This is a genomic window from Streptomyces sp. NBC_00028 (genome assembly GCF_045041065.1).
Lineage (GTDB): Bacteria > Actinomycetota > Actinomycetes > Streptomycetales > Streptomycetaceae > Streptomyces.
The window spans coordinates 162,959-184,928 of sequence record NZ_CP108293.1; the positions used below are offsets into that span (position 1 = coordinate 162,959).

20 protein-coding genes and 2 pseudogenes are annotated in these 21,970 nt (G+C 69.6%); 10 read left to right on the forward strand and 12 right to left on the reverse strand.

Annotation, left to right across the window (positions count from 1 at the left end; translation table 11 throughout):
- Positions 1-9: 9 nt before the first annotated feature.
- The 5 genes and pseudogenes from OG885_RS00780 to OG885_RS00800 form a co-directional block, all read right to left on the reverse strand.
- A pseudogene (locus OG885_RS00780) lies at positions 10-117 on the reverse strand (DNA-binding response regulator); the annotation flags it as partial.
- Positions 116-1,237, reverse strand: coding sequence for an XdhC family protein (locus OG885_RS00785; protein WP_405724430.1), 1,122 nt, complete (start codon positions 1,235-1,237; stop codon positions 116-118). The pseudogene OG885_RS00780 and the gene OG885_RS00785, both read right to left, overlap by 2 nt.
- Positions 1,230-3,356 carry a xanthine dehydrogenase family protein molybdopterin-binding subunit gene (locus OG885_RS00790; RefSeq protein WP_405724432.1) on the reverse strand — a complete coding sequence of 709 codons (2,127 nt, stop codon included), beginning with the start codon at positions 3,354-3,356 and terminating at the stop codon, positions 1,230-1,232. The genes OG885_RS00785 and OG885_RS00790 overlap by 8 nt, the downstream gene beginning before the upstream one ends.
- Positions 3,353-4,345: an FAD binding domain-containing protein gene (locus OG885_RS00795; RefSeq protein WP_405724434.1), complete on the reverse strand. Its 993-nt coding sequence runs from the start codon at positions 4,343-4,345 to the stop codon at positions 3,353-3,355. Before OG885_RS00795 ends, OG885_RS00790 begins: the two co-directional genes overlap by 4 nt.
- Entirely contained in the window at positions 4,342-4,908 is a 567-nt protein-coding gene (locus OG885_RS00800; RefSeq protein ID WP_405724436.1) for a (2Fe-2S)-binding protein, read from the reverse strand. Before OG885_RS00800 ends, OG885_RS00795 begins: the two co-directional genes overlap by 4 nt.
- Before the next feature lie 246 nt (positions 4,909-5,154).
- On the opposite strand from OG885_RS00800, the gene OG885_RS00805 reads away from it, so the two are divergent.
- Positions 5,155-5,733 (forward strand): TetR/AcrR family transcriptional regulator, encoded by a 579-nt coding sequence (locus tag OG885_RS00805; RefSeq protein WP_405724438.1) that lies wholly within the window; start codon positions 5,155-5,157, stop codon positions 5,731-5,733.
- A 147-nt stretch (positions 5,734-5,880) separates the two neighbouring features.
- Here OG885_RS00805 and OG885_RS00810 read toward each other — a convergent pair whose 3' ends face one another.
- Positions 5,881-6,219, reverse strand: a complete 339-nt coding sequence (locus OG885_RS00810; protein WP_405724440.1) for an alpha-amylase — start codon at positions 6,217-6,219, stop codon at positions 5,881-5,883.
- A gap of 367 nt (positions 6,220-6,586) precedes the next feature.
- Complete coding sequence (locus OG885_RS00815; protein WP_405724442.1) at positions 6,587-6,790, reverse strand: hypothetical protein; 204 nt, start codon at positions 6,788-6,790, stop codon at positions 6,587-6,589.
- Positions 6,791-7,382: 592 nt separating this feature from the next.
- Here OG885_RS00815 and OG885_RS00820 point away from each other — a divergent pair.
- The 3 genes from OG885_RS00820 to OG885_RS00830 all read left to right on the forward strand — a co-directional run bounded on the left by OG885_RS00820 (position 7,383) and on the right by OG885_RS00830 (position 11,617).
- Positions 7,383-9,644 carry a hypothetical protein gene (locus OG885_RS00820; protein ID WP_405724444.1) on the forward strand — a complete coding sequence of 754 codons (2,262 nt, stop codon included), beginning with the start codon at positions 7,383-7,385 and terminating at the stop codon, positions 9,642-9,644.
- Positions 9,645-9,646: 2 nt separating this feature from the next.
- Positions 9,647-11,068, forward strand: coding sequence for an OmpA family protein (locus OG885_RS00825; protein WP_405724446.1), 1,422 nt, complete (start codon positions 9,647-9,649; stop codon positions 11,066-11,068).
- A gap of 399 nt (positions 11,069-11,467) precedes the next feature.
- Positions 11,468-11,617, forward strand: coding sequence for a hypothetical protein (locus OG885_RS00830; RefSeq protein ID WP_405743189.1), 150 nt, complete (start codon positions 11,468-11,470; stop codon positions 11,615-11,617).
- Here the strand turns inward: OG885_RS00830 and OG885_RS00835 are convergent.
- Positions 11,575-11,765, reverse strand: a pseudogene (locus OG885_RS00835) (IS5/IS1182 family transposase); the annotation flags it as partial. The gene OG885_RS00830 and the pseudogene OG885_RS00835 overlap by 43 nt on opposite strands.
- Before the next feature lie 259 nt (positions 11,766-12,024).
- Between OG885_RS00835 and OG885_RS00840 the strand changes: the two are divergent.
- Both OG885_RS00840 and OG885_RS00845 read left to right on the forward strand, forming a co-directional pair.
- Entirely contained in the window at positions 12,025-12,717 is a 693-nt protein-coding gene (locus OG885_RS00840) for a response regulator transcription factor (protein WP_405724448.1), read from the forward strand.
- Complete coding sequence (locus OG885_RS00845; protein WP_405724450.1) at positions 12,714-14,162, forward strand: ATP-binding protein; 1,449 nt, start codon at positions 12,714-12,716, stop codon at positions 14,160-14,162. The genes OG885_RS00840 and OG885_RS00845 overlap by 4 nt, the downstream gene beginning before the upstream one ends.
- A 220-nt stretch (positions 14,163-14,382) precedes the next feature.
- On the opposite strand, the gene OG885_RS00850 is transcribed toward OG885_RS00845, so the two are convergent.
- A complete protein-coding gene (locus OG885_RS00850; protein WP_405724452.1) occupies positions 14,383-16,533 on the reverse strand; it encodes an MMPL family transporter in 2,151 nt (716 codons plus the stop codon).
- A gap of 86 nt (positions 16,534-16,619) precedes the next feature.
- Positions 16,620-16,859 carry a hypothetical protein gene (locus OG885_RS00855; RefSeq protein WP_405724454.1) on the reverse strand — a complete coding sequence of 80 codons (240 nt, stop codon included), beginning with the start codon at positions 16,857-16,859 and terminating at the stop codon, positions 16,620-16,622.
- Here OG885_RS00855 and OG885_RS00860 point away from each other — a divergent pair.
- Positions 16,858-17,121: a hypothetical protein gene (locus OG885_RS00860; protein WP_405724456.1), complete on the forward strand. Its 264-nt coding sequence runs from the start codon at positions 16,858-16,860 to the stop codon at positions 17,119-17,121. The genes OG885_RS00855 and OG885_RS00860 overlap by 2 nt on opposite strands.
- Positions 17,028-17,468 (forward strand): MBL fold metallo-hydrolase, encoded by a 441-nt coding sequence (locus OG885_RS00865; RefSeq protein WP_405724458.1) that lies wholly within the window; start codon positions 17,028-17,030, stop codon positions 17,466-17,468. The genes OG885_RS00860 and OG885_RS00865 overlap by 94 nt, the downstream gene beginning before the upstream one ends.
- A gap of 884 nt (positions 17,469-18,352) precedes the next feature.
- On the opposite strand, the gene OG885_RS00870 is transcribed toward OG885_RS00865, so the two are convergent.
- A complete protein-coding gene (locus OG885_RS00870; RefSeq protein WP_405724460.1) occupies positions 18,353-18,727 on the reverse strand; it encodes a VOC family protein in 375 nt (124 codons plus the stop codon).
- Positions 18,728-19,289: 562 nt separating this feature from the next.
- Between OG885_RS00870 and OG885_RS00875 the strand changes: the two genes are divergently transcribed.
- Complete coding sequence (locus tag OG885_RS00875; RefSeq protein ID WP_405724462.1) at positions 19,290-20,063, forward strand: hypothetical protein; 774 nt, start codon at positions 19,290-19,292, stop codon at positions 20,061-20,063.
- 176 nt (positions 20,064-20,239) lie between these two features.
- Here OG885_RS00875 and OG885_RS00880 read toward each other — a convergent pair whose 3' ends face one another.
- On the reverse strand, positions 20,240-20,977 hold the full coding sequence (locus OG885_RS00880; RefSeq protein ID WP_405724464.1) for an SDR family oxidoreductase: 738 nt from the start codon (positions 20,975-20,977) through the stop codon (positions 20,240-20,242).
- Positions 20,978-21,069: 92 nt separating this feature from the next.
- On the opposite strand from OG885_RS00880, the gene OG885_RS00885 reads away from it, so the two are divergent.
- A complete protein-coding gene (locus tag OG885_RS00885) occupies positions 21,070-21,930 on the forward strand; it encodes a LysR family transcriptional regulator (protein ID WP_405724466.1) in 861 nt (286 codons plus the stop codon).
- Positions 21,931-21,970: the final 40 nt, after the last annotated feature.

Here is a 21,970-nt window from a genome sequence, read left to right on the forward strand (position 1 = left end):
TGGCGCGGCGGGGGACAGCAGCGCGTCGCCCCGGCTGACCGTACGGAGGGCGTACGGAAGCTCCTTCGCGTCGGCGCTCTTGGCGAGGATGCCGCTGGCTCCCGCTCGGAGTGCCTCAGTGGACGCCCCTGTGGTGGATGGGTGTATCCGCTCCGGTCAGGGGCCGGCCGGTCCCGCCCCGGCGGGTCGCGACGATCTCGGCGGCGATCGACAGAGCCGTCTCCGCCGGGGTGCGACCTCCGAGGTCGAGCCCGATGGGCGAACGCAGAGACTTCAACTCCTCGTCCGTCAGGCCTGCTTCACGCAGCCGCCGTTCACGGTCGAGGTGGGTGCGCAGCGAGCCCATGGCACCCACGAAGGCGACGGGCAAGCGCAGAGCGACCTCCAGCAGAGGGATGTCGAACTTGACGTCATGAGTGAGGACGCACAGGACAGTGCGGGCGTCGGTCGTCGTGCCAAGGAGGTAGCGGTGCGGCCACTCCACGACGACCTCGTCGGCCTCGGGAAAGCGCGCCCGGGTGGTGAAGAGCGGACGCGCGTCGCACACGGTGACGTGGTAACCGAGGAACTTGCCCACGCTCACCAGTGCGGCGGCGAAGTCGATCGCGCCGAAGACGATCATCCGAGGGGCCGGCATGCTCGATTCGATCAGCAGGGTCAGTCCGCCGGGGCAGTGCGAGCCGTTCTCGGACACCTCGACCGTGCCGGTGCGGCCCGCGTCGAGCGCGGCTCGCGCCTCGGCCATGGCGGTGCGGTCCAGGTCCGCATGACCGCCGAGGGTGCCCTGGTACGAGCCGTCGCGCCGTACGAGCAGCCCCGCGCCGAGCCGCGGTGCCGGGCCACGGACGACGCGGACGAGGGCGACCGCCTCCCCCGCGGCGGCGAGGTCCAGCGCGGCGCGCACCAGGGCCCGCAGCGGCGCGTCGACGGGCAGCGGAGTGACCAGCACGTCGAGGACGCCGCCGCAGGTCAGCCCTAAGGCGAAGGCGTCCTCGTCGCTGTAGCCGAAGCGCTCCAGCACGCTGAGGCCGTTGTGCAGGGCCTGTTCGCACAGGTCGTACACCGCGCCCTCGACGCAGCCGCCGGACACTGAGCCCATGACGGTGCCCTGGGAGTCGACGGCGAGGGCGGCGCCGGGGCCGCGTGGTGCGCTGCCGCCGACGGACACCACGGTGGCGACGGCGACATCGCGGTCCTGGGCGAGCCAGCGTCGCAGGTCGGCTGCGAGATCAAGCAAGGCGGGCCGCCGTCAGGACGCGGTCGGGGCGGATGGGCAGGCTGCGGTGGCGGACGCCGGTCGCGTGCCAGACGGCGTTGGCCACGGCTGCGGCCGCGCCGACGATGCCGATCTCGCCGATGCCCTTGATGCCGACGGGGTCCTCGGGGTCGGGGTCGTCCACCCAGTCGGCGTCGATGTGGGGTATGTCGGCGTGGGTGGCGACGTGGTAGCCCGTGAGGTCGGCGCCGAGGGGTCCGCCGTAGAAGGTGTCGCGCCTGGCCTCCTCGTGCAGCGCCATCGAGATGCCCCAGATCATGCCGCCGGTGAACTGCCCTTTGGCGGTGAGGGGGTTGACGATGCGGCCGGCGGCGAAGATGCCGAGCATGCGGCGCACCCGTACCTCTCCCGTGTTGGTGTCGACGGCGACCTCGGCGAACTGGGCGCCGAAGGAGTGGCGTTCCTTGCGGGCGAGCGCGGCGACGGCCTCGGTGGTGTCGGAGCGCACGGTGATGCCCTGCGGTGGGATCTCCATGCCCGGCACCAGCTGTTCGCGCAGGTCGCGGGCGGCCGCCATGACGGCCCAGGACCAGGAGCGGGTGCCCATGGATCCGCCGGCGATCATCGCGGGTCCGTAGGCGCTGTCCCCCAGTCGCACACGGATGCGTGTGGTCGGCACGTCGAGGGCGTCGGCGGCGACGAGTGTGAGGGCCGTGCGGGCGCCGGTGCCGATGTCCGCGGCGGCGATGCTGACGGTGAAGTCGCCGTCGGCCTGAGCGGTGATGGTCGCGGTCGACGGTGCGGCACCCGCGCCGAACGAGGCCCCGGCGGTACCGGTGCCCAGCAGCCAGCGCCCGTCGCGGCGCACCCCGGGCCGCGGGTCGCGCTGGGCCCAGCCGAAGCGGCGGGCCCCTTCTTCGAAGCAGGCACGCAGGTTGCGGCCGGCGAAGGGCAGGCCGGAGACCGGGCCCTTGTCCGGTTCGTTGCGCAGGCGCAGTGCGATGGGGTCCACGCCGCACTTCTCGGCGAGTTCGTCGAGGGCGGACTCCAGGGCGAAGGAGCCCGGCGCCTCACCCGGTGCGCGCATCCAGGTGGGGCTGGGGACGTCGAGCCGGACGACCTGGTTCTCGGTGTGGTGCGCGTCCGCGTCGTACATCACCCGGGCCACGCCTGCGCTCGGTTCGACGAACTCGTAGACGGTGGAGGTGCGGCTGAGGGCGCGGTGGTCCAGGGCGCGCAGGCGTCCGTCGGGGTCCGCGCCGAGCCGGATCCGCTGGATGGTGGGGCTGCGGTGTCCGGCGAGCGTGAACATCTGGCGTCGGGTCAGCACGACGCGTACAGGCCGTTGCAGGACGGTGGCGGCCATGACGGCCGCGACTTGGTGGGCGCGTACTCCCTTGCTGCCGAAGCCGCCGCCGACGTGTTCCGAGCGCACGCGCACGGACTCCGGGTCGAGGGAGAAGAGGTTGGCCAGTTCCGCGACGACCCAGGTGGCGCCCTGGTTGGAGTCGGTCAGCTCCAGGCGGCCGTCGTCCCAGCGGGCGGTGGCCGCGTGGGGCTCCATCGGGTGGTGGTGTTCCTCAGGCGTGGTGTACTCGGCGTCGATCACGACCGCCGACGCGGCGAGTTCCCTCTCCAGGTCGCCCTTGTCCGTGACGGCGGGCATGTGCCCGTCCACGGGGTAGGCGTTGGGGTCCGCGCCGGTGAACGCGACGTCGTGGGGCTTCTGTTCGTAGTGGACGACGAGTGATTCCGCGGCCTCCCGTGCCTGTTCGGGGGTCTCGGCGACGACCAGGGCCACCGGCCAGCCCGCGTGCGGCACCTCTTCGTTCTGGAACACGGCACAGGTGGGGTCGGGCCGGGTCCCCAGCAGGCCGACGAAGTCGGTGTGCAGGCGCAGGGCGTTGCCGTGGTGAAGGACCGCGAGAACACCGGGCATGGCGAGGACGGGCTCGGTGTCGATGGCCTCTATACGGCCGCGGGCGGCGCTGGAGAGCACCAGCCAGCCGTGCGCGAGGCCGGCGAAGGGTATCTCCCCCGCGTAGCGGGCCGTGCCGGTGACCTTGTCCCGGCCTTCGACGCGGACGTGCTCGGTGCCGATGGCGCGTACCGGCGCGCCCTTCACGGTCGTCGAGGTCATCGGCCGGCCTCCTCGGCGAGTTCACCGAGCACGGCCACGGTCAGGTTGCGCATCAAGGTCACCTTGTAGTCGTTGTGCGCCAGCGGTCTGGCCGCGGCCAGTTCGGCGTCCGCGGCGGCGGCGAAGGTCTCGGTGACGGCCTGGGCCCCGATGAGCACGCGTTCGGCCGCGCGGGCCCTCCACGGGCGGCTGGCGACCGCTCCGAAGGCCACGCGGGCGTCGTGCACGACTCCGTCACGGACGTCGAGGGCCGCCGCGATCGAGCCGATGGCGAAGGCGTAGGAGGCGCGTTCGCGCACCTTGCGGTAGCGGGAACGGGCGGCGACGGGCGACGGCGGCAGGGCGACGTGGGTGATCAACGCACCGGGCGGCAGGGCGGTTTCGCGGTGCGGGGTCTCGGCCACGGGCAGGTACAGCCAGCCAAGGGGCACTTCGCCGGGGCCGTCTGCGGTCTCGTAGTGCACGACGGCGTCGAGGGCCGACAGGGCGACCGCCATGTCCGAGGGGTGCACGGCCACGCAATGCGAGGAGGCGCCGAGGACGGCGTGGTTGTGGTACTCACCGCGGATGGCGGGGCAACCGCTGCCGGGGTCACGCTTGTTGCACGGCTTGCTGAGGTCGGTGAAGTAGGCGCACCGCGTGCGTTGCAGGAGGTTGCCGCCGACGGTGGCCATGTTGCGCAGCTGACCCGAGGCGCCGGCGAGGACGGCCTGCGCCAGCACCGGGTAGCGGCGGCGCACTTCGGGGTGTGCCGCGAGGTCGCTGTTGGTGGTGGTGGCACCGATACGCAGGCCGCCGTCGGCGGTGGTCTCGATGCGGTCCAGGGGCAGTTCGCGCACGTCCACCAGCCGGGCGGGCCGTTCGACACCGCTCTTCATCAGGTCGACCAGGTTGGTGCCGCCCGCGAGGAAGCGCGCTTCGGGGTCGGCGCCGAGCAGCGCGACCGCGCCCGACACATCGGCGGCCTTCTGGTAGGTGAACTCCTTCATGCCGCCTGCTCCTTGGGGTCCGCTCCGGTTGTGGCCGCCGTCCCGGCCGCCTGTGCGATGGCGTCGACGATCGAGGGGTAGGCGGCGCACCGGCACAGGTTGCCGCTCATGCGTTCACGTATCTCCGCGGCGGTCAGTGGCGGCGGTCCCGACTCGGGCCGCACGTCATCCGTGGCGGCGCTCGGCCACCCAGCTGCGTGCTCCCGCAGCACGCCGATCGCCGAACAGATCTGTCCCGGTGTGCAGTAGCCGCACTGATAACCGTCGAGGTCGAGGAAGGCCTGCTGGACGGGGTGGAGCCGCTCGCCGTCCGCCACGCCCTCGACGGTGGTGACCTCACGCCCCTCGGCCGCCACCGCGAACTGCAGGCAGGCCAGCGTGCGGCGACCGTCGACCAGCACCGTGCAGGCACCGCACTGTCCCTGGTCACAGCCCTTCTTGGTGCCGGTCAGGTCGAGTCGCTCGCGCAGCGCGTCCAGGAGCGTGGTGCGGTGATCGACGGGCAGCGTGAACTTCTCGCCGTTGATGTGCAAGGTGATGACGCTGGACGTCGGTAAAGCCATGAGCCACTTCTTTCAAAGGTGTCGACGGAAATCGAAAGGGTTGTTCCGGGGGCGGGGGAATCGCGGCGGGGCCCGCATGCCGTTGTGCGGGACGCGTCCGGTGACGGCGCGCGCAGGCTGCCGCAGGGGTGAGGGCAGGGCTAAGATGGCAGAAACGGACAGCTGTCCGGTCTTCGGCAAACGTAACGGACAGCTGTCCGCTTAGCAAGGGCGGGTTTCGGCCCAGGGCCCGTGAGGAGTGCCCGCGTGCAGCACAACGACAACGCACCCCTGCGCTCGGACGCACAGCGCAACCGCGAGCGCATTCTCGATGTGGCCGTCGCGGAGCTGACGCGCTGCCCGGACGTGCCCCTGAGCGCCATCGCCAAGAAGGCGGGCGTCGGCCAGGGCACGTTCTACCGGAACTTCCCCAACCGCGAGGCCCTCATCCTGGAGATCTACCGCCACGAGATGCGGCAGGTAGCCGAAAACGCGACCCAGCTCCTTGAGCGACTGTCACCGCCCGAGGCCCTGCGGACCTGGATGGACCGGCTGGCCGAGTTCGCCATGACCAAAGCGGGCCTGGCTGACGCGATCCGCCTGGCCACCAGCGCTCCCGGCGGCCCCGCCAAGCCCTCCCCCACCCCCGTCACCGAGGCGGCCGACCTTCTGCTCCGCACGAACGAAGAAGCCGGCACCATCCGTCCCGGCGTCACCTCCGACGACTTCATGCTCGCCATCGCCGGCCTGTGGCAGATGACCCCCACCGAGGACTGGCGCCCCCGAGCCACCCGCCTCCTCGACATCGTCATGGACGGCCTGCGCGCCGGCGCACCGCGCAGCTGACGGCAAGCCGCAGCCGAAGCCACCGGGCCAGGCCAGACCGGAGTCAGCCTGCGTCAGTAAACCGAGCCCGGTGCAGGGGTGCGCCGCGACGCAGACGGCTGCCTCATCCTCCACAGCAGCGGCGGCAACACGCTAGTGCAGCGAGGGTCAGGGGTTGTCTTCACCGCCCTGATCCGCGACGCACGTCCACAGCCCTGTCACGTAGTTGCCGTCGGGGCCGTACCCGGAGAAGGTCACCCAGCCGCCGGCTCCTATGACACGGCAGGGGGCCCACTGGTCGTTCGTGTACTCAACGGTGACGGAAACGGTGTCCTGGCAGCCGTTGTGGACGTCGGTGTAACGCCAGCTCTGGTAATACTCCACGCACGACGGAGCCGGAATTTCGGCGGTCGCCCCCACAGGGCGGGCCGCGATCAGCAAGAGGCCCGCTGCGGTCATGACGGCGAGAGCTGCGTGACGCGATATCCGTGCGATGCGTGTCGTCATGTGACGCATTCTCAGACGTGTTGAAAAGTTGATGCAAGTCGCCGCAAAGATTTTCAGACAAGATCTCACTTGACTGACAAAACTGCAGTTCAAGACCTATGTTGCGTATTGAAATAGAATCGCAATAGGCGCGATTCGCCGCTGCAGTCCCTGCTCCCACCCCTCCCGTGCGTGGCGTAATGATCTTCCGGGTGCCGCTGGCGGCGGATCTCGGCCGTCCCCGACCTGGAGGCACCCGACACCCGTATCCGGGCGTACGACCCGCCCCTCCACCTCAGACGCCGACCGGTTCCGGCGCCCGCTCAGCGGCCTCACACGCATCGCAGGCGCGGTCGGCCACACTCCCAACCAGCCGCCGCACGCTCTGCTACCGGAATCGCGGCCCGTCGGCGAGGGCGACGGGCGCGGTCGGATTGGTCACGTCGAGCACGATGAAGGGCCAGAAGAAGTCTGGTCGTGGCATGGGGTCTTGCAGGACAGGCAGATCAGTGACGTACGTCGCCGCGCCGAGGGTGCCGTCCGGGTTGCGCTCACGCGCACGCCGCAGGAAGCCGTAGCGCGCAAGCTCCACCAAACCGGTCGTCACCGCATCCACGCCCGCGTGCGAGGCCGGCTACTGTCCTACGCCAGCCCTCACGGTGCGTGCTGACCAGTCCGAACAGGCCCTTCGCCTTGAACGACATACGAGTGCCTCGGAACAGGCCGTTGGCGATCTGCGTGAACCGATCCGCCGCCATCACACCCCGGCGGATCCCCGCGCCGTGGCAATGCGCATCACTGCGCAGCCTGTTGCGCACCCCTTTTGAGGCGTCACCGACACTTGGTGGCCGTAGTCCCAGCGAAAGACGATCCGATGCACCGAGGACCGCTCCTGGACGTCACTCACGGACGTTCCCCCTCCTTCGAACCCACTCCGCCTCACCCGCGGGTGGGTGCCGAGGATGGTCGGCTGATTCGGCCTACGCCTGTTGCGTTGTTCGGGGCGGGCGCTGGGGCTGGACTTCGCTGTTGCGTTGCTACGCAATCAACTCGTTCTGCTTGACGGCCAGTTGGCGTGATTCTGGACTGGCTCTCGAGCGGCGCCACGGCCGCGGGGACGGGGGAGGGACAACTGTGAGCACCAGTGTCCTCAGTCGAGGGCGGGCATAGCTGTGGCAGACGACATGATCACATCGGATCCCCATGACGAAGCCGAGGATGGAAAGCCCCGCGCGGGACGATTGCTCAACGCCTGCCGGATCGATCTCCCGCCCGACGACGTCATCGAGGAGATCGAATACGAGCGATTCTTCCGACTGAATTTGATCTACGGGGATCTTCAGGGCCCGATCGTGATCAACCTGGTTGGTCCGGACGAGGCTGCGGCGGAAGCCCCGCACATCGGACACGTGCCGCTGTCCGACGACCCCGCCGACTGGGACCGGGTTTCGAGGGGTATGCCTGGCCGGGTCATGATCGCTGCGGCGGCCGCAGCCGCCGGCCCGGTTGACATCCGTTCGCTGCCGCTGGCCATCTACATGCCGTTCACGCAGCAGTGGAAGCTCGGCGGGTACACCCGTGGCAGGGTGGTCAACTCCTTCACACTGGGCCCGAGCGAGGAGCAGACGGTCGAGGTTTTCACCTGGGACCGGCTGCGCACCGGTTTCGAGTCCACCGACTCCTTCGACTCCGAGCAGAACACCGAGAGCTCCGGCAGCCGGCGCGATGCCGTGGACGTTTCCCGGGACGTTGCGCAACAGTCCGGCTTCGAGATGACCAGCGGCGGGAAGGTCGGGTTCACCGTCGGCGTGGTCAACGCCGACATCACCGCTGGGATGACGGCCCGGACGGGAGTCAACTCTGCGGAGAAGCAGACCCGCAACTCCATCGTCGAGGCCACGTCCCGCTCCACCAACCGGGTCCGCACCAGCAGGACGCTGAAAGTCACCGAGTCCCGTGAGTCGGGCCGGGAGGAGCGCGTCACCCGCAAGCTGCGCAATCCGAACCTCTGCCACACCCTCACCGTTCCCTTCTTCGAGGTGCTGGCGAACTACCGGGTCACCACGTATGTGCGGGCCGAGGACGTGCGCCTGACGGTGCTCATCCCCAGCTCGCAGCTGACCCGGCTGCGCGGATTCGACCGCAATGCGATCCGCGTGCACGAGACGGCGCTGCGCCTGGCCCTGCTTGACCGCTCGTTGGAGCCCGGGTTCGCGGCCGCTCGCTTGCTCGACGCCCGCGACCGGGCCTGCGCCATCCTGTGTGAGGGCTGCTCCTGCGGCGACGACGAGGCCTCCAACGCCGGCTCGATCGAGTGGAACGCCGTGGCCGCCGCGGCCCGCGCGGTCGCCGACGCGGTCGCCCTGATCCGCGGTACGCCGATCCTGTTCCCGCTGTCGGTGCCCGGCGCGATCATCGCCGATGCGACGTCCGTGGCGGACATCAAGCGGTACCTGTTCTCCAGAGCCCTCGCCGCGCACGCGCCGCGTCTGCTCACTGACCTGGCTGCAGTCGGTATCCCACCGGGGACTACGCAGCCGGGCGCCGGCCAGGTGGAGGCGATGCACCGGGTCCTTGCGGCGCTCTCCGCCGACGCCGTCGCCGGGCTGGCCCACGACGACTCGGTCGGCACGGCCGTGTACTGGCAGATCCAGGCCATCGTGTTCAGCACGATCACGCATGAGCTGATCAGCTCATTCGCGGTGACCGCGGTCATCAAGGCCAACACAGGCAACCTCGACACCTACGACGACCGCGGGCTGCTCGGCGCGATCGGCGCCTTCACCGTCGCCTACGACGCGTGGGCCAAGGCACAGGCCGAGGAGCGGCTGCGCGATGAGAAGCGGGCGGAGCTGGCCCGCATCGCGCGGGAGGAGCGGCAGCTGCGCGTTCTCGAGTCCTATGGCCTGCGTGAGACCGCCGACGCCGAAGAGCGGCTCCAGGCTCTGCTGGACCACCTCAACGACGAGCGGAACATCGACCACTACCGGTTCGCGGTGTGGAACGAGCGCTCCGGCGGCGCCGACGACGCGGTCATCGCGCTGGCACTCGGCGGACTGATCGACCCGACACCGGTCGGTATCGTCGGTGACCAACTGGCTGTCCCGGTGCGCCTTGAGCGGGAGCCGCGGCTGCAGGCCTTCTTCACCGACAGTGTCGCCGACCTGATCGAGGCGACCGTTCGCGACGAGCGGCGGCACATCCTGCCCACAGCCGCGCTGTACGCCGAGGCGGTGGTCGGCCAGTGCTGCGCCTGCGAGAAGGAGACCCGCGACCGCCGCACCGAGGAGAACCGCCGACTCGTGCTGGACAACCGGCTACTCGCCCTGGAGGCCGACCGGCTCGAGGCGCGTCTAGCGGCACACCCACCGCTGTTGGACAAAGACCTGCCGCCGGCCGCGCGCATCGACGTCACGGTGGGCGACCCGCCCGCCGGCACCGCCTGACCATGGTCAGCGACGAACAGGCCTGGGCCCGCGCGCACCCTGAGTCTCAGGTCGACGGCGGCGGCGACCGGCTGGTGCTGTGGAACTACCCCGTTGCCCGGGCGGACCTGGCCGCTGTGCACGAAGCGGCTGTCCGGCGCTTCGCCGCTGTCGGCATGCTCGCGCCGGGGCTTGCCTCCATCGAGTTCTCGGTACGTGGGCACGCCAGCGTCACCGGTGCGGAGGCCGCAAACGCCCAGCTGTCGCAGCGGCGGGCGGAGGGCGTTGGCGCATACCTGCGGGCGCTGGGGTTCAGTGCCGTCGAAGTCAGCTCGGCCGGATCGGCCGAGCCCGCGGATCCCGCGCCGACTGGCCAGTCCTTTGCCCGCAACCGCCGGGTCGAACTCACGAAGTTCGTGTCACGCCCGCCAGACCCAGTGGCCCCTCCGCTAACCCTCGGCGGCCAGCAGCCCTCCCCATCTCCGTTCGGCGGCGCACCGCCGGGCAACGGAGCGTCCGCCGCGTTCGAGGGCGCGTTCTCTGCCGACCTCGGCACCCTGACCACTGCGACAGTCGTTGTCGGAGTCAAGATCGAGGGCACGCTGAAGGGCAAAGTGTCATCGGGCCATGGCGCCGTGGGCTCGACCGCTGTGCTCAAAGACGGCAAGTGGAGCGTCAAGCTCGAGGAGAAGCTCAAGGGCGACCTCAAGGCCAAGCTCGGCGTGGACCCGGCGTCCGGCGGGAAGCCCGCGAGGATCAAGCTCGGCGTGCAGGCCGAGAAGTGGCTACTCGAACCCGAGGTGGGAGTGCAATCCGACCCGAAGTTCGTGTACTTCACGTTCACGCTGCTCAAGGCAAAGCTTCCGGACGTAAAATACGATGACCTCACCGTGACGCTCGAGTTCACCGGAAAGCTGAAGCTGGAGGTCGGCCCCTCCCCTGCGCTGGCCGCGCGCCTCGCCCCGCTGGTCGCACCGGCTGTCGAGGTGGTCGCCACCGGTGCCGCCGCCACCGCCGCGGTCGCCGGCGTCCTGGTGGTCGCCGCGGTTGTCATCGGCGGCACCATCTACGCGTCCGACGAGGCGGCGAGGGCCGGCCTCCTCTACGCGCAAGTACTCGCCCGCCGCGATGGTGCAGCGAGCCGGGCGGCGCTCGAGGCGCTCGGCACCGGCTCGCTTGCCGCCTTCAAAGAGCGCCAGTTGGAATGGCGCAAGCAGAATGCGGACTCGGGTGCCGCATTCGCCGCCGGAACAGCCGTGGTGGAGAGCCTACTGCGCGCGCTTGGCCCCGACGAGCGCAAGGCCCGCGCCGCCGCCTGGGCCGCCACCTATGCGAAGTCTGCCGGTGCCGACAGCTTCATCGTGGTCCGCGAGCGCATCTTTCCGCGGCTCGGAGGTTACGACCAGCAGGAGCACGATCTGATCGCCGAAGTCGGCCGGCTGTAACCCGAAATGGGCAGGTCCTGGCAGCCTGACCCTTCACCCCACGACTACGCGGGCCAGGTAGTCCTCGGCCATGCTGTCGCCGAGATGCTGCCGCACGGCGTCACCAACGTGCCCGAACAGCACATTTAGAGCCTGTCCGATGGGTCGCATGAGCTGGTCAGGGACGTGCCCTACTGTTCGCTGAACGAGGGGGCCGCATGGCACGCGATACAGCTGAGGCAGAGGCGGGGATGAACGGGATCACGTTTCCTGCCTGGCACGGAAAGCACTACGTGACGCTGGCTGAGCTTCTGGTTCGCCTCGGCAGCTTCGGCCTTGACCTTAACTGGCGCATCGAGTTCGACGAGATCGTCGACCCTCGCTGCGTCGAGCTGAAGAAACGGTCCAGCCGACGCCGGCATGGACACGTTGACTCTGTTGTCGCTGACGACCCCCTTCCTCCAGTTGATCGACGCCGAAGCACGTAGGTTCGCAGGGAACGAACTGGTGCTCGTCCTGACCGAGTTCGACAGTTCCTCCTGGGACGTCAGGGCTGCCGATGACGCCTGAAGGGCGAGCACGTGGATCTGCTGGGCTATCCCGAGCTGAGCCCAGTACTTGACGCGGCGTCCGATCACGCGGTCCGAGCAGGGCCGGCGATGCGTTCGTAACCGAACCCGTGCACCAGGGCGGCGATGACATGACCGAAGACGACCCGTCCCACACCCATTCGAGCTCGCATGACGGCAGGACAGGCACGAGCACCCTGGTAATCACTGACCGTAGACAACTCCATGCCCGCCAGGGCCCGTGCTTACCCGGTCTCCAGGGCGCCCGATGGACCACTCAACACGCCTGCTCCCGGCCGCCCTTAGATATCCGTAAAAGCGCGGTCCCCAGCGACGCTCTAAGTCTCGCCTCAGGTTGATCGGAGACAATGAGCGGCAAAAACATCGACTGGAAGGGGGCGGGCCGGCGTGCGGATCATGATCGCGGATGATGAAGCGGCCATCCGTGACTCGCTGGAGCGAGTTCTCCAAGTCGAGGGTTACGACACCAGCACCGTCGCCAACGGTCTCGCCGTGCTCGACGGGATCGTTGGGGCCGACGGCGACACGCTGGATCTGCTGATCCTCGACGTGATGATGCCCCGCCTCGGCGGGTTGGAGACGTGCCGGCGGTTGCGGGCCGCGGGCCGGGATCTGCCGGTGCTGATGCTGACCGCCCGTGACCAGGTCTCCGACCGGGTCACGGGGCTGGACGCGGGCGCCGACGACTATCTGCCCAAGCCGTTCGCCACCGAGGAGTTGCTGGCCCGGGTGCGGGCCCTGCTGCGCCGGCGCACGCCGTCCGACGAGGAGTCGCAGATCCTGTCGTTCGCCGACGTCCGGCTCGATCCCGACAGGTTCGAGGCGTGGCGGGGCGGCCGGCCGCTGCGCCTGACCCGGACCGAGTTCTCCCTCCTGCAGGTCCTCATGAGCAACGCGACCCGGGTCCTGACCCGCGACGCGCTGTTCGAGGCGATCTGGGGCTTCGACATGAGCGCCACCGCCAACAACCTCCAGGTATACGTGAGTTACCTGCGCCGCAAGATGGAGGCCGAGGGTGAGCCGCGATTGATCTACACGCTGCGCGGCCTGGGTTATGTGCTGCGGGAGACTCCTCCGTGAGCAGGCCCGCCGGCCGAGAACCGCGCCGGCTGACCCGATGGTGGCGCCAACGGTCCCTGCGGAGCAGGCTGACGGTGATCGCGGCGACGGCCATCGCGCTCAGCGTGTTCGTGGCCTTCCAGGTGGCCAGCGAACTACTGGGCTGGGAGCTGCGGGACGCCGCCGAGAACCAGCTGCGCGCCGACTCCCGCGTCCTGGCGACCAACGCCGAGCGCGCCGGTCTGGCGCAGGTCCAACTACCGCCGTATCCCGGATCCGGTCGGCTGGTGCGGGTCATCCTGCCCGACGGCTCGACCCGGACGCCGGCCGGCCAACCCGCGCTGCCCCCTGTCAGCGAGCACGCCGGGCGCGTGGCGCAGGGCGCGTCGGCCGACCTGATGGAGTCGAACGACAGCGAGGAGGGCTACCTCGTCTACACGCTGCGGGCGGGCGACGGTGCGGTCCAGGTGGCCCAGCTCGCCGACGACAGCCCGATCAACCAGTTCGGGTTCGGCATGCTGCTGATCGGGCTGCTCTGCGTGGTCGGCGGCGCCCTTGTAGGGCGGGCCGTGGCGCGGACCGGGCTGGCACCGATCGACCGGCTGACCGCCGCGGCGGTACGTGTCGCGCAGACCCGGGATCTCGACGCCGACATCCCGGATGAGGGCGGTGGGGAGATCCGGCGGCTGATCCAGTCGATCAACGACATGCTCGCCGCGCTCCGGGACTCCCGGCGGGCCCAGCGGCTGCTCGCCGAGGACGCCGCCCACGAGCTCAAGACCCCGCTCACCAGCCTGCGCCTCAACGCCGAGCTGCTGATCCGGCTCGATCGACGCGGCACCCTGGACAGCGCACTGCCGGCGGAGAGCCGGACCCGGCTGCTCAACGATCTCGGCGCCCAGGTGGCCGAGTTGGGCACCCTTGTCGCCGAACTGACCGACCTGGCGCGCGGTGACGTCAGCGACGAGAACACCGAGGTGCTCGACCTCGCCGACGTGGTGGCGGCCGCTGCGACCCGGGCACGTTCCCGCGCGCCCGACATCGAGGTCGCGCTCGACGTGACCTCCGCGTGGGTGAGCGGGCGTCCCGCCGCGCTCGAGCGGGCGGTGCTCAACCTCATCGACAACGCCGGCAAGTGGTCCCCCGCGGACCAGCCGGTCCAGGTCCGCCTCTGTGCCGAGGACGCCTCGGTGGTGCTTGAGGTCGACGACGCCGGGCCGGGCATCGACGCCGCCGACGTACCGCGGGTGTTCGACCGGTTCTACCGTGCCGACAGCGCCCGGGCGTTGCCGGGATCCGGTCTGGGGCTGTCGATCGTGCAGCGGGTCGTCGACGCCCACGGCGGCCGGGCCACCGTCGCCCGCTCCGCACGCGGTGGCGCGCTGCTTCGGGTCGACCTTCCGGCCGCGGCCCCGCCCGCCCCGACCTCCCAGCCCACCGCCGGGGAGGACACCGCGGCGTCCTGACCCGCCCGGCGGCGCGGCGCATGAGAAGGGACGGCAGCCCTCGGGCACGGCCCCGCGCGGCTCACCGTCAAGGCAGGACACCGTCAAGGCAGGACACCGCAATGCGCGGGCCCCAGTCCCGGCCGCACGGCGCAGGACCAAGGGGCCGCCGCCGTCGGACCCATGAAAAAGATCCGGGACGGGCCTGTGCCCGTCCCGGATCTCGTTGGTGCCGCCGCGCTCACCGTTGCAGCGCGGGCTCCTCGTCGTCGGCGCGCGGCTGTTGACCGTCCGGCAGCTGCGCCGCAGGACGGGACAGTCGGCTCGGCCACCAGATCCGCCGGCCGATCAGCAAGGTGAGGGCGGGCACCAGGACCGACCGCACCAGCAAGGCGTCGAGCAGCACGCCGAAGGCGACCAGGAACCCGACCTCGACCAGCATCACCAGCGGAAGTGTGGCGAGGACCGCGAACGTGGCCGCCAGGACCAGGCCTGCCGAGGTGATGACGCCACCGGTGGCGGAGAGTGCTTTGAGCATGCCCTCTCTGGTGCCCAGACGCACGGTCTCCTCCCGGGCCCGGCTGGCCAGGAAGATGTTGTAGTCGACGCCGAGCGCCACCAGGAACAGGAAGGCCAGCAGCGGCACCGAAGAATCGATGCCCTTGAACCCGAGGATGGTGTCGAAGACGAACACGCTGCCGCCGAAGGCTGCGGCGAACGAGACGATCACGGTGGCCATCAGGACCAGCGGGGCCGCGATGGCGCGCAGCAGCAGCCCGAGGATGATCAGGACGACGGCGAGCACCAGCGGGATCACCAGCTTCTCGTCGCGCTTGGTGGTCACCTCGGTGTCGAGGTTCTCCGCACTCGGCCCACCGACGACCGCCTCCGCCCCGCTCACCGCGTGCACGGCGGTGCGCACCCGCCTGATCGTGTCGTACTCCGCGGCGGTGTCCGGCGCGTCCTTCGGGAACACCGAGATGTTGGCCCAGCCACCGCTGGTCTGCTCCGGGACGGCCAGGGCCACACCGGGCGTGTCCTTGACCATGTCGAGCACCCGCTCCTGGTGCGCCGGCCGCGTGAAGACCGTCATCGGCTGGCCGCCGAGCTCCGGAAAGTGCTGGCGCAGAACGGTGAAACCGGTGACCGACTCCGGCGCGGACAGGAACTGGTCCTGCTCCCGCAGGGCGCCGGTGTTACCCGCCAGCCCGAGGGCGAGCACGCCGAGGACTCCGAGTGAGCCGAGCGTCGCCACCCACCGGCGGCGGCTGATGGCGGCGCCGAGCCGTCCCCACAGCCCCGGCTTCTCCTGCACGGCCGTGCTGAACCGCGGGATGGCCGGCCAGAAGATCCGCCTGCCGAGCACCACGAGCACCGCCGGGAACAGCGTCAGCATGGCCACCAGCGCGCACAGGATGCCGGCCGCACCGATCGGGCCCAGCCCGCTGGTGCTGTTCAGGTCCGCGACGAGCAGGCAGAGCAGGCCGGCGACCACGGTGGCCGCGGACGCGACGATGGCCGGCGCCGCGCCGCGTAGCGCGTGGACCATCGCGACCCGGACGTTCTCATGGTGGTGCAGTGCCTCGCGATATCGAGCGATGAGCAACAGCGCGTAGTCCGTGCCGACGCCGAAGACCAGGATCGTCAGCAGCGCCGAGTTCTGGTCGTTGACCACGATGCCGAAGCCCTTGACGAGCAGGTAGACGGTCGCCATCGCGGTCAGTGCGGCCGCGCCCACGGCCAGCAGCGGGATGATCCACAACACCGGGCTGCGGTACGTGAGGATGAGCAGGAGCGTGACGACGACGATCGTGGTGAGGAGGACCTGCACGTCGATGCCGTCGAAGACGGCGTCCATGTCGCCGTCGATCGCGCCCGGGCCGGTCACGTCGAGTTCCAGGCCGGAGGGGCGGTCCTTCGCGGCGTCACGCAACGGGCCGACGATGTCCTCCGGTGCGCCGTAGTCCGTGCCCACCTCTAGGGTGAACATCATCGCCTTGCCGTCGGTGGACGGGCTCACCGGTGAGCCCTCGTCGTCCTCACCGGCCGCCGCCGTCGCCTTCGGCGGGTACCGCTTGGCAAGGGTGTCGTAGTGGCGCTCGACCGTCGCGCGGTCGGCGTCGGTGATGCCGCCGGCGCGGTGGTACACGAAGACGAACGTGTTGCTGTCACCACCGGGGAGACGGTCGTCCAGAACCGCCACCTTGGTGGACTCGGCACTGGCCGGCAGGGTGTCCACGGCGCTGTCGGTGGTGACCGAGCTCAACTTTCCGCTCAGCGGCACCATGCCCGCCGCCAGCACCAGCCATAGGCCAATCACCAACCAGGGCACCCACCGGCCCGCCAACCGACCGGCCGGCGCTCTCCCGGACGGCGCTGAGTTGACTGCCATCACTAGCCTCCTACATACGGATTGCATCGCTTGTCTGGATGCCGACTTCCTACGGAGCGAACCTGAGACGACTGTTAATGCGCTGCTCAGGCCGGTTGGCTGAACCATGTGCCCGGCACACGCACCAGCGTGGTGGCACCGAAGTCCCGCCCGGTGGGCCATGCCCCGGCGACAAGGCCGTCGGGTCGAATGAGCAACGCGTCGACGTCCTGCCGGTCCGTGCGGGCGGTGACGGCGTGGACCCGTGCGGTCCACGCGGCCGCGGCATCACGGGCCTTGGCACGGCCGGCAAGGTCGAGCAGGAGCCCACGACGCTCACGCAGCATGTCCGCCGACCCCTGGGTCCGCAAGCACGTCGGCGACCACGTCCTGCTGGCCTCCATCAGCGGCAACACCGACGGCCGGGTCCTGGTCGAGACCGGGCTCGGCCTGGCCGACGTCCGCGACCCGATCGGCACGCTGGGCTCGGCGCGCTCGGCGCCGAATGGTTCGGGATGGCGCAGCCCGCGCTCGCCGAGCAGGAGACGGCCGTACGGCAGGTCACCCGGTTCGGGTATGTGCCGTCCGACGTCCGCCACATCCTCGTGACCCACCGGGATGTCGACCACTGCGGCGGCCTTCCCGACTTCCCCGAGGGCCATGTCCATGTGATCGCCGCCGAACTCCACGTGGCGCACGCGGAGTCGCCCAGTTTCCGCCACCGCGCGGCTCACTGGGCACACGAACCCCGCCGGGTCACCATGAAGGATGGTTGGGCTTCACTGCCGTACAACCGAAAGGACTGCCACCGCAGTTCAAACTGGCCCCCTGGGCGGTCACACCCGCAGGCCACACCGCCATCGCCGTGCACACCGGCGACCGATGGCTCCTTAACTGCGGCGACGCCTACTACTACCACCGCGAAGTCGAGGACGCGAAGGAACCGCACCCACTGACAGACCTCGTCCAGACAGGCGCCGAGGTCCATCGCGATCTGCGCCTGGCCACCCAGGCCCGACCCCTGAACTGCTCCGCGGTCACGGCGACCAGGTCGAGACCTTCTGCGCCCACGACCCGTGAGAGCTCGCCCGCTGCCAGGGCGCCGAGAGGGCTTCCGATCCCGATCGTTCCGTCTGGCGTCCGCCGGACTTCGGTGTGAGGACGATGTCGGGCAGGGACGGAGCGGGGAAGAAGGTGACGTCGTCGCCAAGAAAGGTACTACCAGTGCTGATCTTGGCGGTCAGTTCACTCGTCTTGAGCGGTGACCCGACGAAGAGCGCCTCCAGGAGACCATCACAGGCGCTGGCGTCGGCCGAGACGCACTCCTTCGGCGAGCGCGTGCGTGCGCCGACCGGCCGTCGATGCGCAGTTCGCTGCGCTTCCTCGACTCCATGATGTAGCTGTGCTGCACTTCCGTGGCAGCCGACGACGTATCGGACGGACGGTATGTGATTCTCCCGTACTGGACCTGGACGGTGGCCCGGTCGCACAGAGGGCCGCCCAGTCCGGACGTCGACTTCCCGAACAGGACCTCTCCTCGGGATTTGGCCACGAGAGTACGTGAGGCGGCAAAGGCGAGTGACGGTCGGGCCGGACTCCGGTGCAGAGGCGGACGCGGATGCAGAGGGAGCGGCCGGGTCGCCCTCACCCGAGCAGCCGGCGATGGCGAGGGCCGCCGCGGCAAGCTCGGCCGCACGGTGAGGCCGACGCGTGGGAATGGGATCCGTCTTGTGTGCCGTAGTCATTCGGCCGACTCTCCCCGCCCGGTCCAACATCCCGATGTTCAGGGCGGGTTGCCCTCCGGCCACTATGGACAACACACATCCCAACCCAAATGCCCCTACGCCCCCTCCCCTGGCTCGGCGGCAGGCTGCCACAGTTCGATCCGATGACCCTCGGGATCGGTGACCCACCCGAACCGTCCGACACCGTCCATGTCCTGAGTCTCCGCAGCCACATCCGCTCCCTTGGCGCGCAGCTGCGCGAGCATCGCATCCAGGTCGCGGACCCGGAAGTTGAGCATGGACTGCTGAGCGCGGGTCCCGAAGTAGTCGGTCTCGGAGTCGAACGCCGCGAACACCGTCGGCCCGGCTTCCGGATGCCACAGCCCGTGCTCGTCGGTGTCCAGGCCCAGACAGTCGCGGTACCACGCACTCAGGGCCGCCGGGTCGGCGGCGCGCCTGAAGTATCCGCCGATTCCAAGTACACGTTCCATGCGGCCATGGTGGCAGGACCGGCATCGAGCGGACCGGTGCGACGCGCTCGCCCGGTCACCGGTGCTCGCCGGGTCGGGTAATATTGATCACGAGCTGGCCGCCGCAACTCGGGGTGGTTGTTCACGCGTTGGTGGTCCAAGGAAAGACGCCCCACTTCCCGTGGGGAAATGCAGGTGCAAGGCCTGCCCAGCGCTCCGATGGGGGCCTGTCCGCACAGCCGGACAGGCCCCTACGTGTTTTCTCGGCTCACCCCAACCGTGGCGTGACAGCTCTGTCGCAGAGTCGTGGGTTCTGGCACAGATCTTGGTAGCTGTCGCCGAGTGTCACCGGGGCAGCACGAGTTGGGTCAGCCCGGTCGGGGACAGACGCTCGCATCCCTCATGCTGTTCGCACGGAAGTACATCTTGGCGAGACCTTCGGCGGGGATCCACGACAGCTACTGCCGGACAGGCACATGCACCGGATCCGTTCGTCGTTCACACCCTGCCTCAAAGACGATGCGGGGCATCCGGGGGTATGCGCTAACGTCCCTCCAGCGCACTTGATCAACGGGGGGCCGCCGTGCAGCAACCGAACTGGTGGAGCCAGACACCACGCCAGATCCAGCTCTTCACCTACGTTCTCGTCCCCGTCGGCATCACTCTCTTCGCCCTCGGCCTGGTGCTTGATTACACGGGCTGGTGGGACGGGCACGAATTCCTCCTCAATGTCGTCTCCAGCCTCACCGGTCTGTGCTTCGGCGGCCCCACCGCCGTCCTCCTGTTCAACCACCTCGCCCACACTCAGAACGAGGCTCGCCAGAACGCCCAGACCCGTCAGCGCGCCGCCGAGGAAGTCGCCGTTTTCGAGCAGGCCCTGCTGTCCCCCTTCACCTCGCCCACCCTCGCCGATCTGACCGTCGACGCAACCGAACTCCTCGACAAGGCCAACGCCATCCACCTCCTGCGCCCGGATGACGCACGCGACCAGGCCGTCGCGGACTTCATGGATTCCCTCCGAACACTGTTGGTGCCAGCCTCCGGCCGACCCCTCACTACGCTCCGCTCCCTGAGCCGCTTCAGCGACGAACTCGCCATGGCCAAAAGGTGGCGGGCGCAGATCGTGAACAGTTGGTCCACTCTTCATGACCAGGTACGCCGCGGTCTGCCGACCGGCGATTGGATCGCCACGGGGCCGGACAGCGCAGGCCACATAGCCGTCGACCAGCTCCTGAAGCCGGGCCGAAACCCCTGGTTGATCCGCCAGGGCGATGGCCATGCCGACATGAGGTACTTCCTGCAGGACCTCACCGGACTGTGCGAAGCCGCGACGGCCCTGAAGACCGCCTTCCAATGAACATGGACGCGTCACCGGACGAAATTCGTGACCGGACCATCGAGCCGCCGTCTCACCAGAGATCCCAGGCGATCCGATCCTGGTCGCAGCACGCCTCCTGCTGTCTCATCCGATCCGGTCTGTCCGCGCCGTTTCGTGGACGCGCCGGGGTTTCGGCAGCCCAGGACAGGTCGTAATCACCAGGGGACGACGCCGTCGTCCTCGAAGAACGAACCGCTCGGGCCGCCGTCGGGCAGTGTGGCGAGCCGGATCGCTGTGGCGGCGCCCTGTTCGGGGGTGCGAGGTCCGTGGAAGCCTGTGAAATCGGTGGCTACCAGGCCCGGGCAGGCGGCATTGATCAGGATGTTCGTGCCGGTGAACTGCCGGGCGTACTGGACGGTGAGGGCGTTGAGGAACGACTTCGACGGCGCGTAGGCCGCCATGATCGGGCCGATGTCGGTGTCGGGGTCCGCCTGCCGGGCCAGGGAACCGACGCTGCTGGAGACGTTGACGATGCGTGGCGAGGCCGAGCGGCGCAGCAGCGGCAGCATCGCGTTGGTGACCCGGACGACACCCAGGACGTTGGTGTCCACGACCGTGCGCAGCACCTCCAGGTCGAGCGCGGTCGGGTCCTGTTCCCACCCCGGGCTCATCTCGCCCGAGATGCCGGCGTTGTTGACCAGGGCGTCCAGGCGCCCGGCGAGCCGTTCGACGAGCTCCGCGGCATCGGTGACGCTTTGGTCGTCGGTCACGTCAAGCGGTACCCCGAACACGTCCACGCCCAGGGCGCGCAGTTTCCCTACGGCGGTTTCGCGTCGGGTCTCGTCGCGGGCTCCAACACCCACGCGGTAGCCGAGGCTGCCCAGTCCGGCCGCGATCTCGTACCCGATGCCCTTGTTCGCGCCGGTCACCAGCGCGATCTTCGTTTCGCTCATGCCGATGATGGTGGCCCTGACACGAGTGGCGCGGCCAACACCGATCCGGTGCCCTGTCATACCCGTCGGGTATCACCGCGTATGCTGCGGCCGTGGACACCCTCGAAACCCGCGAGTTGAGGTACTTCGTCGCCGTCGCCGAGGAACTGCACTTCGGACGTGCTGCCGAGCGCCTGGGCATGGCCCAACCGCCGCTGTCGCGGGCAATCCAGCAGCTCGAACGCCGCCTCGGGACCTGCCTACTTCAGCGCAACCGCCGTGGAGTGCGCCTGACCGGTGCCGGAGAGGTACTGCTCGTCGAGGGCCGGGCCGCCCTCGACGCCACCCTCGCCGCCGCCCGCCGAACCCGGCGCGCCGGCGGCGACAGCCCCGACGGCCCCCGCAAGCAACTGGTCCTCGCGGTCAAGGCCGCCGCCTCCCACGAACTGCTGCGCAACCTCCTCGACGCCTACGCGGCCCAGCCCGACAGCGCCGAGATCGAAGTCCTGCCGTGCGGCCTGTGCGAGCAAGAAGAGCTGCTGCGCGACGGACGTGCCGACGTTGCCCTCATGCACACACCGTGGAACTCCCTCGCCGGCTTCGACAGCGAGGCACTCACAGCCGAGGGGCAGGTCGCCGTTCTCCCCGCCGGGCACCCCCTCACCACCCGCGAAACCCTGTCCCTGGCCGACGTCAGAGACATCCCCGACCTGCCACTCGCCCGCTGGCCCACCCGCGGCGTCTACGCGCCCGGTCCCGGACCCGAGATCCACAACACCACGCAACTGGCCCAGCTGATCGCCCTCGGACGCACCGTGGCCATCGTCCCCGACTCCGCCCGCTCCTGGCTATGGACCGAGCACACGGCCATCCCCCTGACCGACGCACCCACCGTCGTCACCCACATCGTCTGGCCCGCCCACAGCCACTCCCCTACTCTGGCCCGCCTGGTCCACACCGCCACACAGCTATGACCAAAGGAAACCGATCATCCAGCCAACAGTGCGCCAGCCG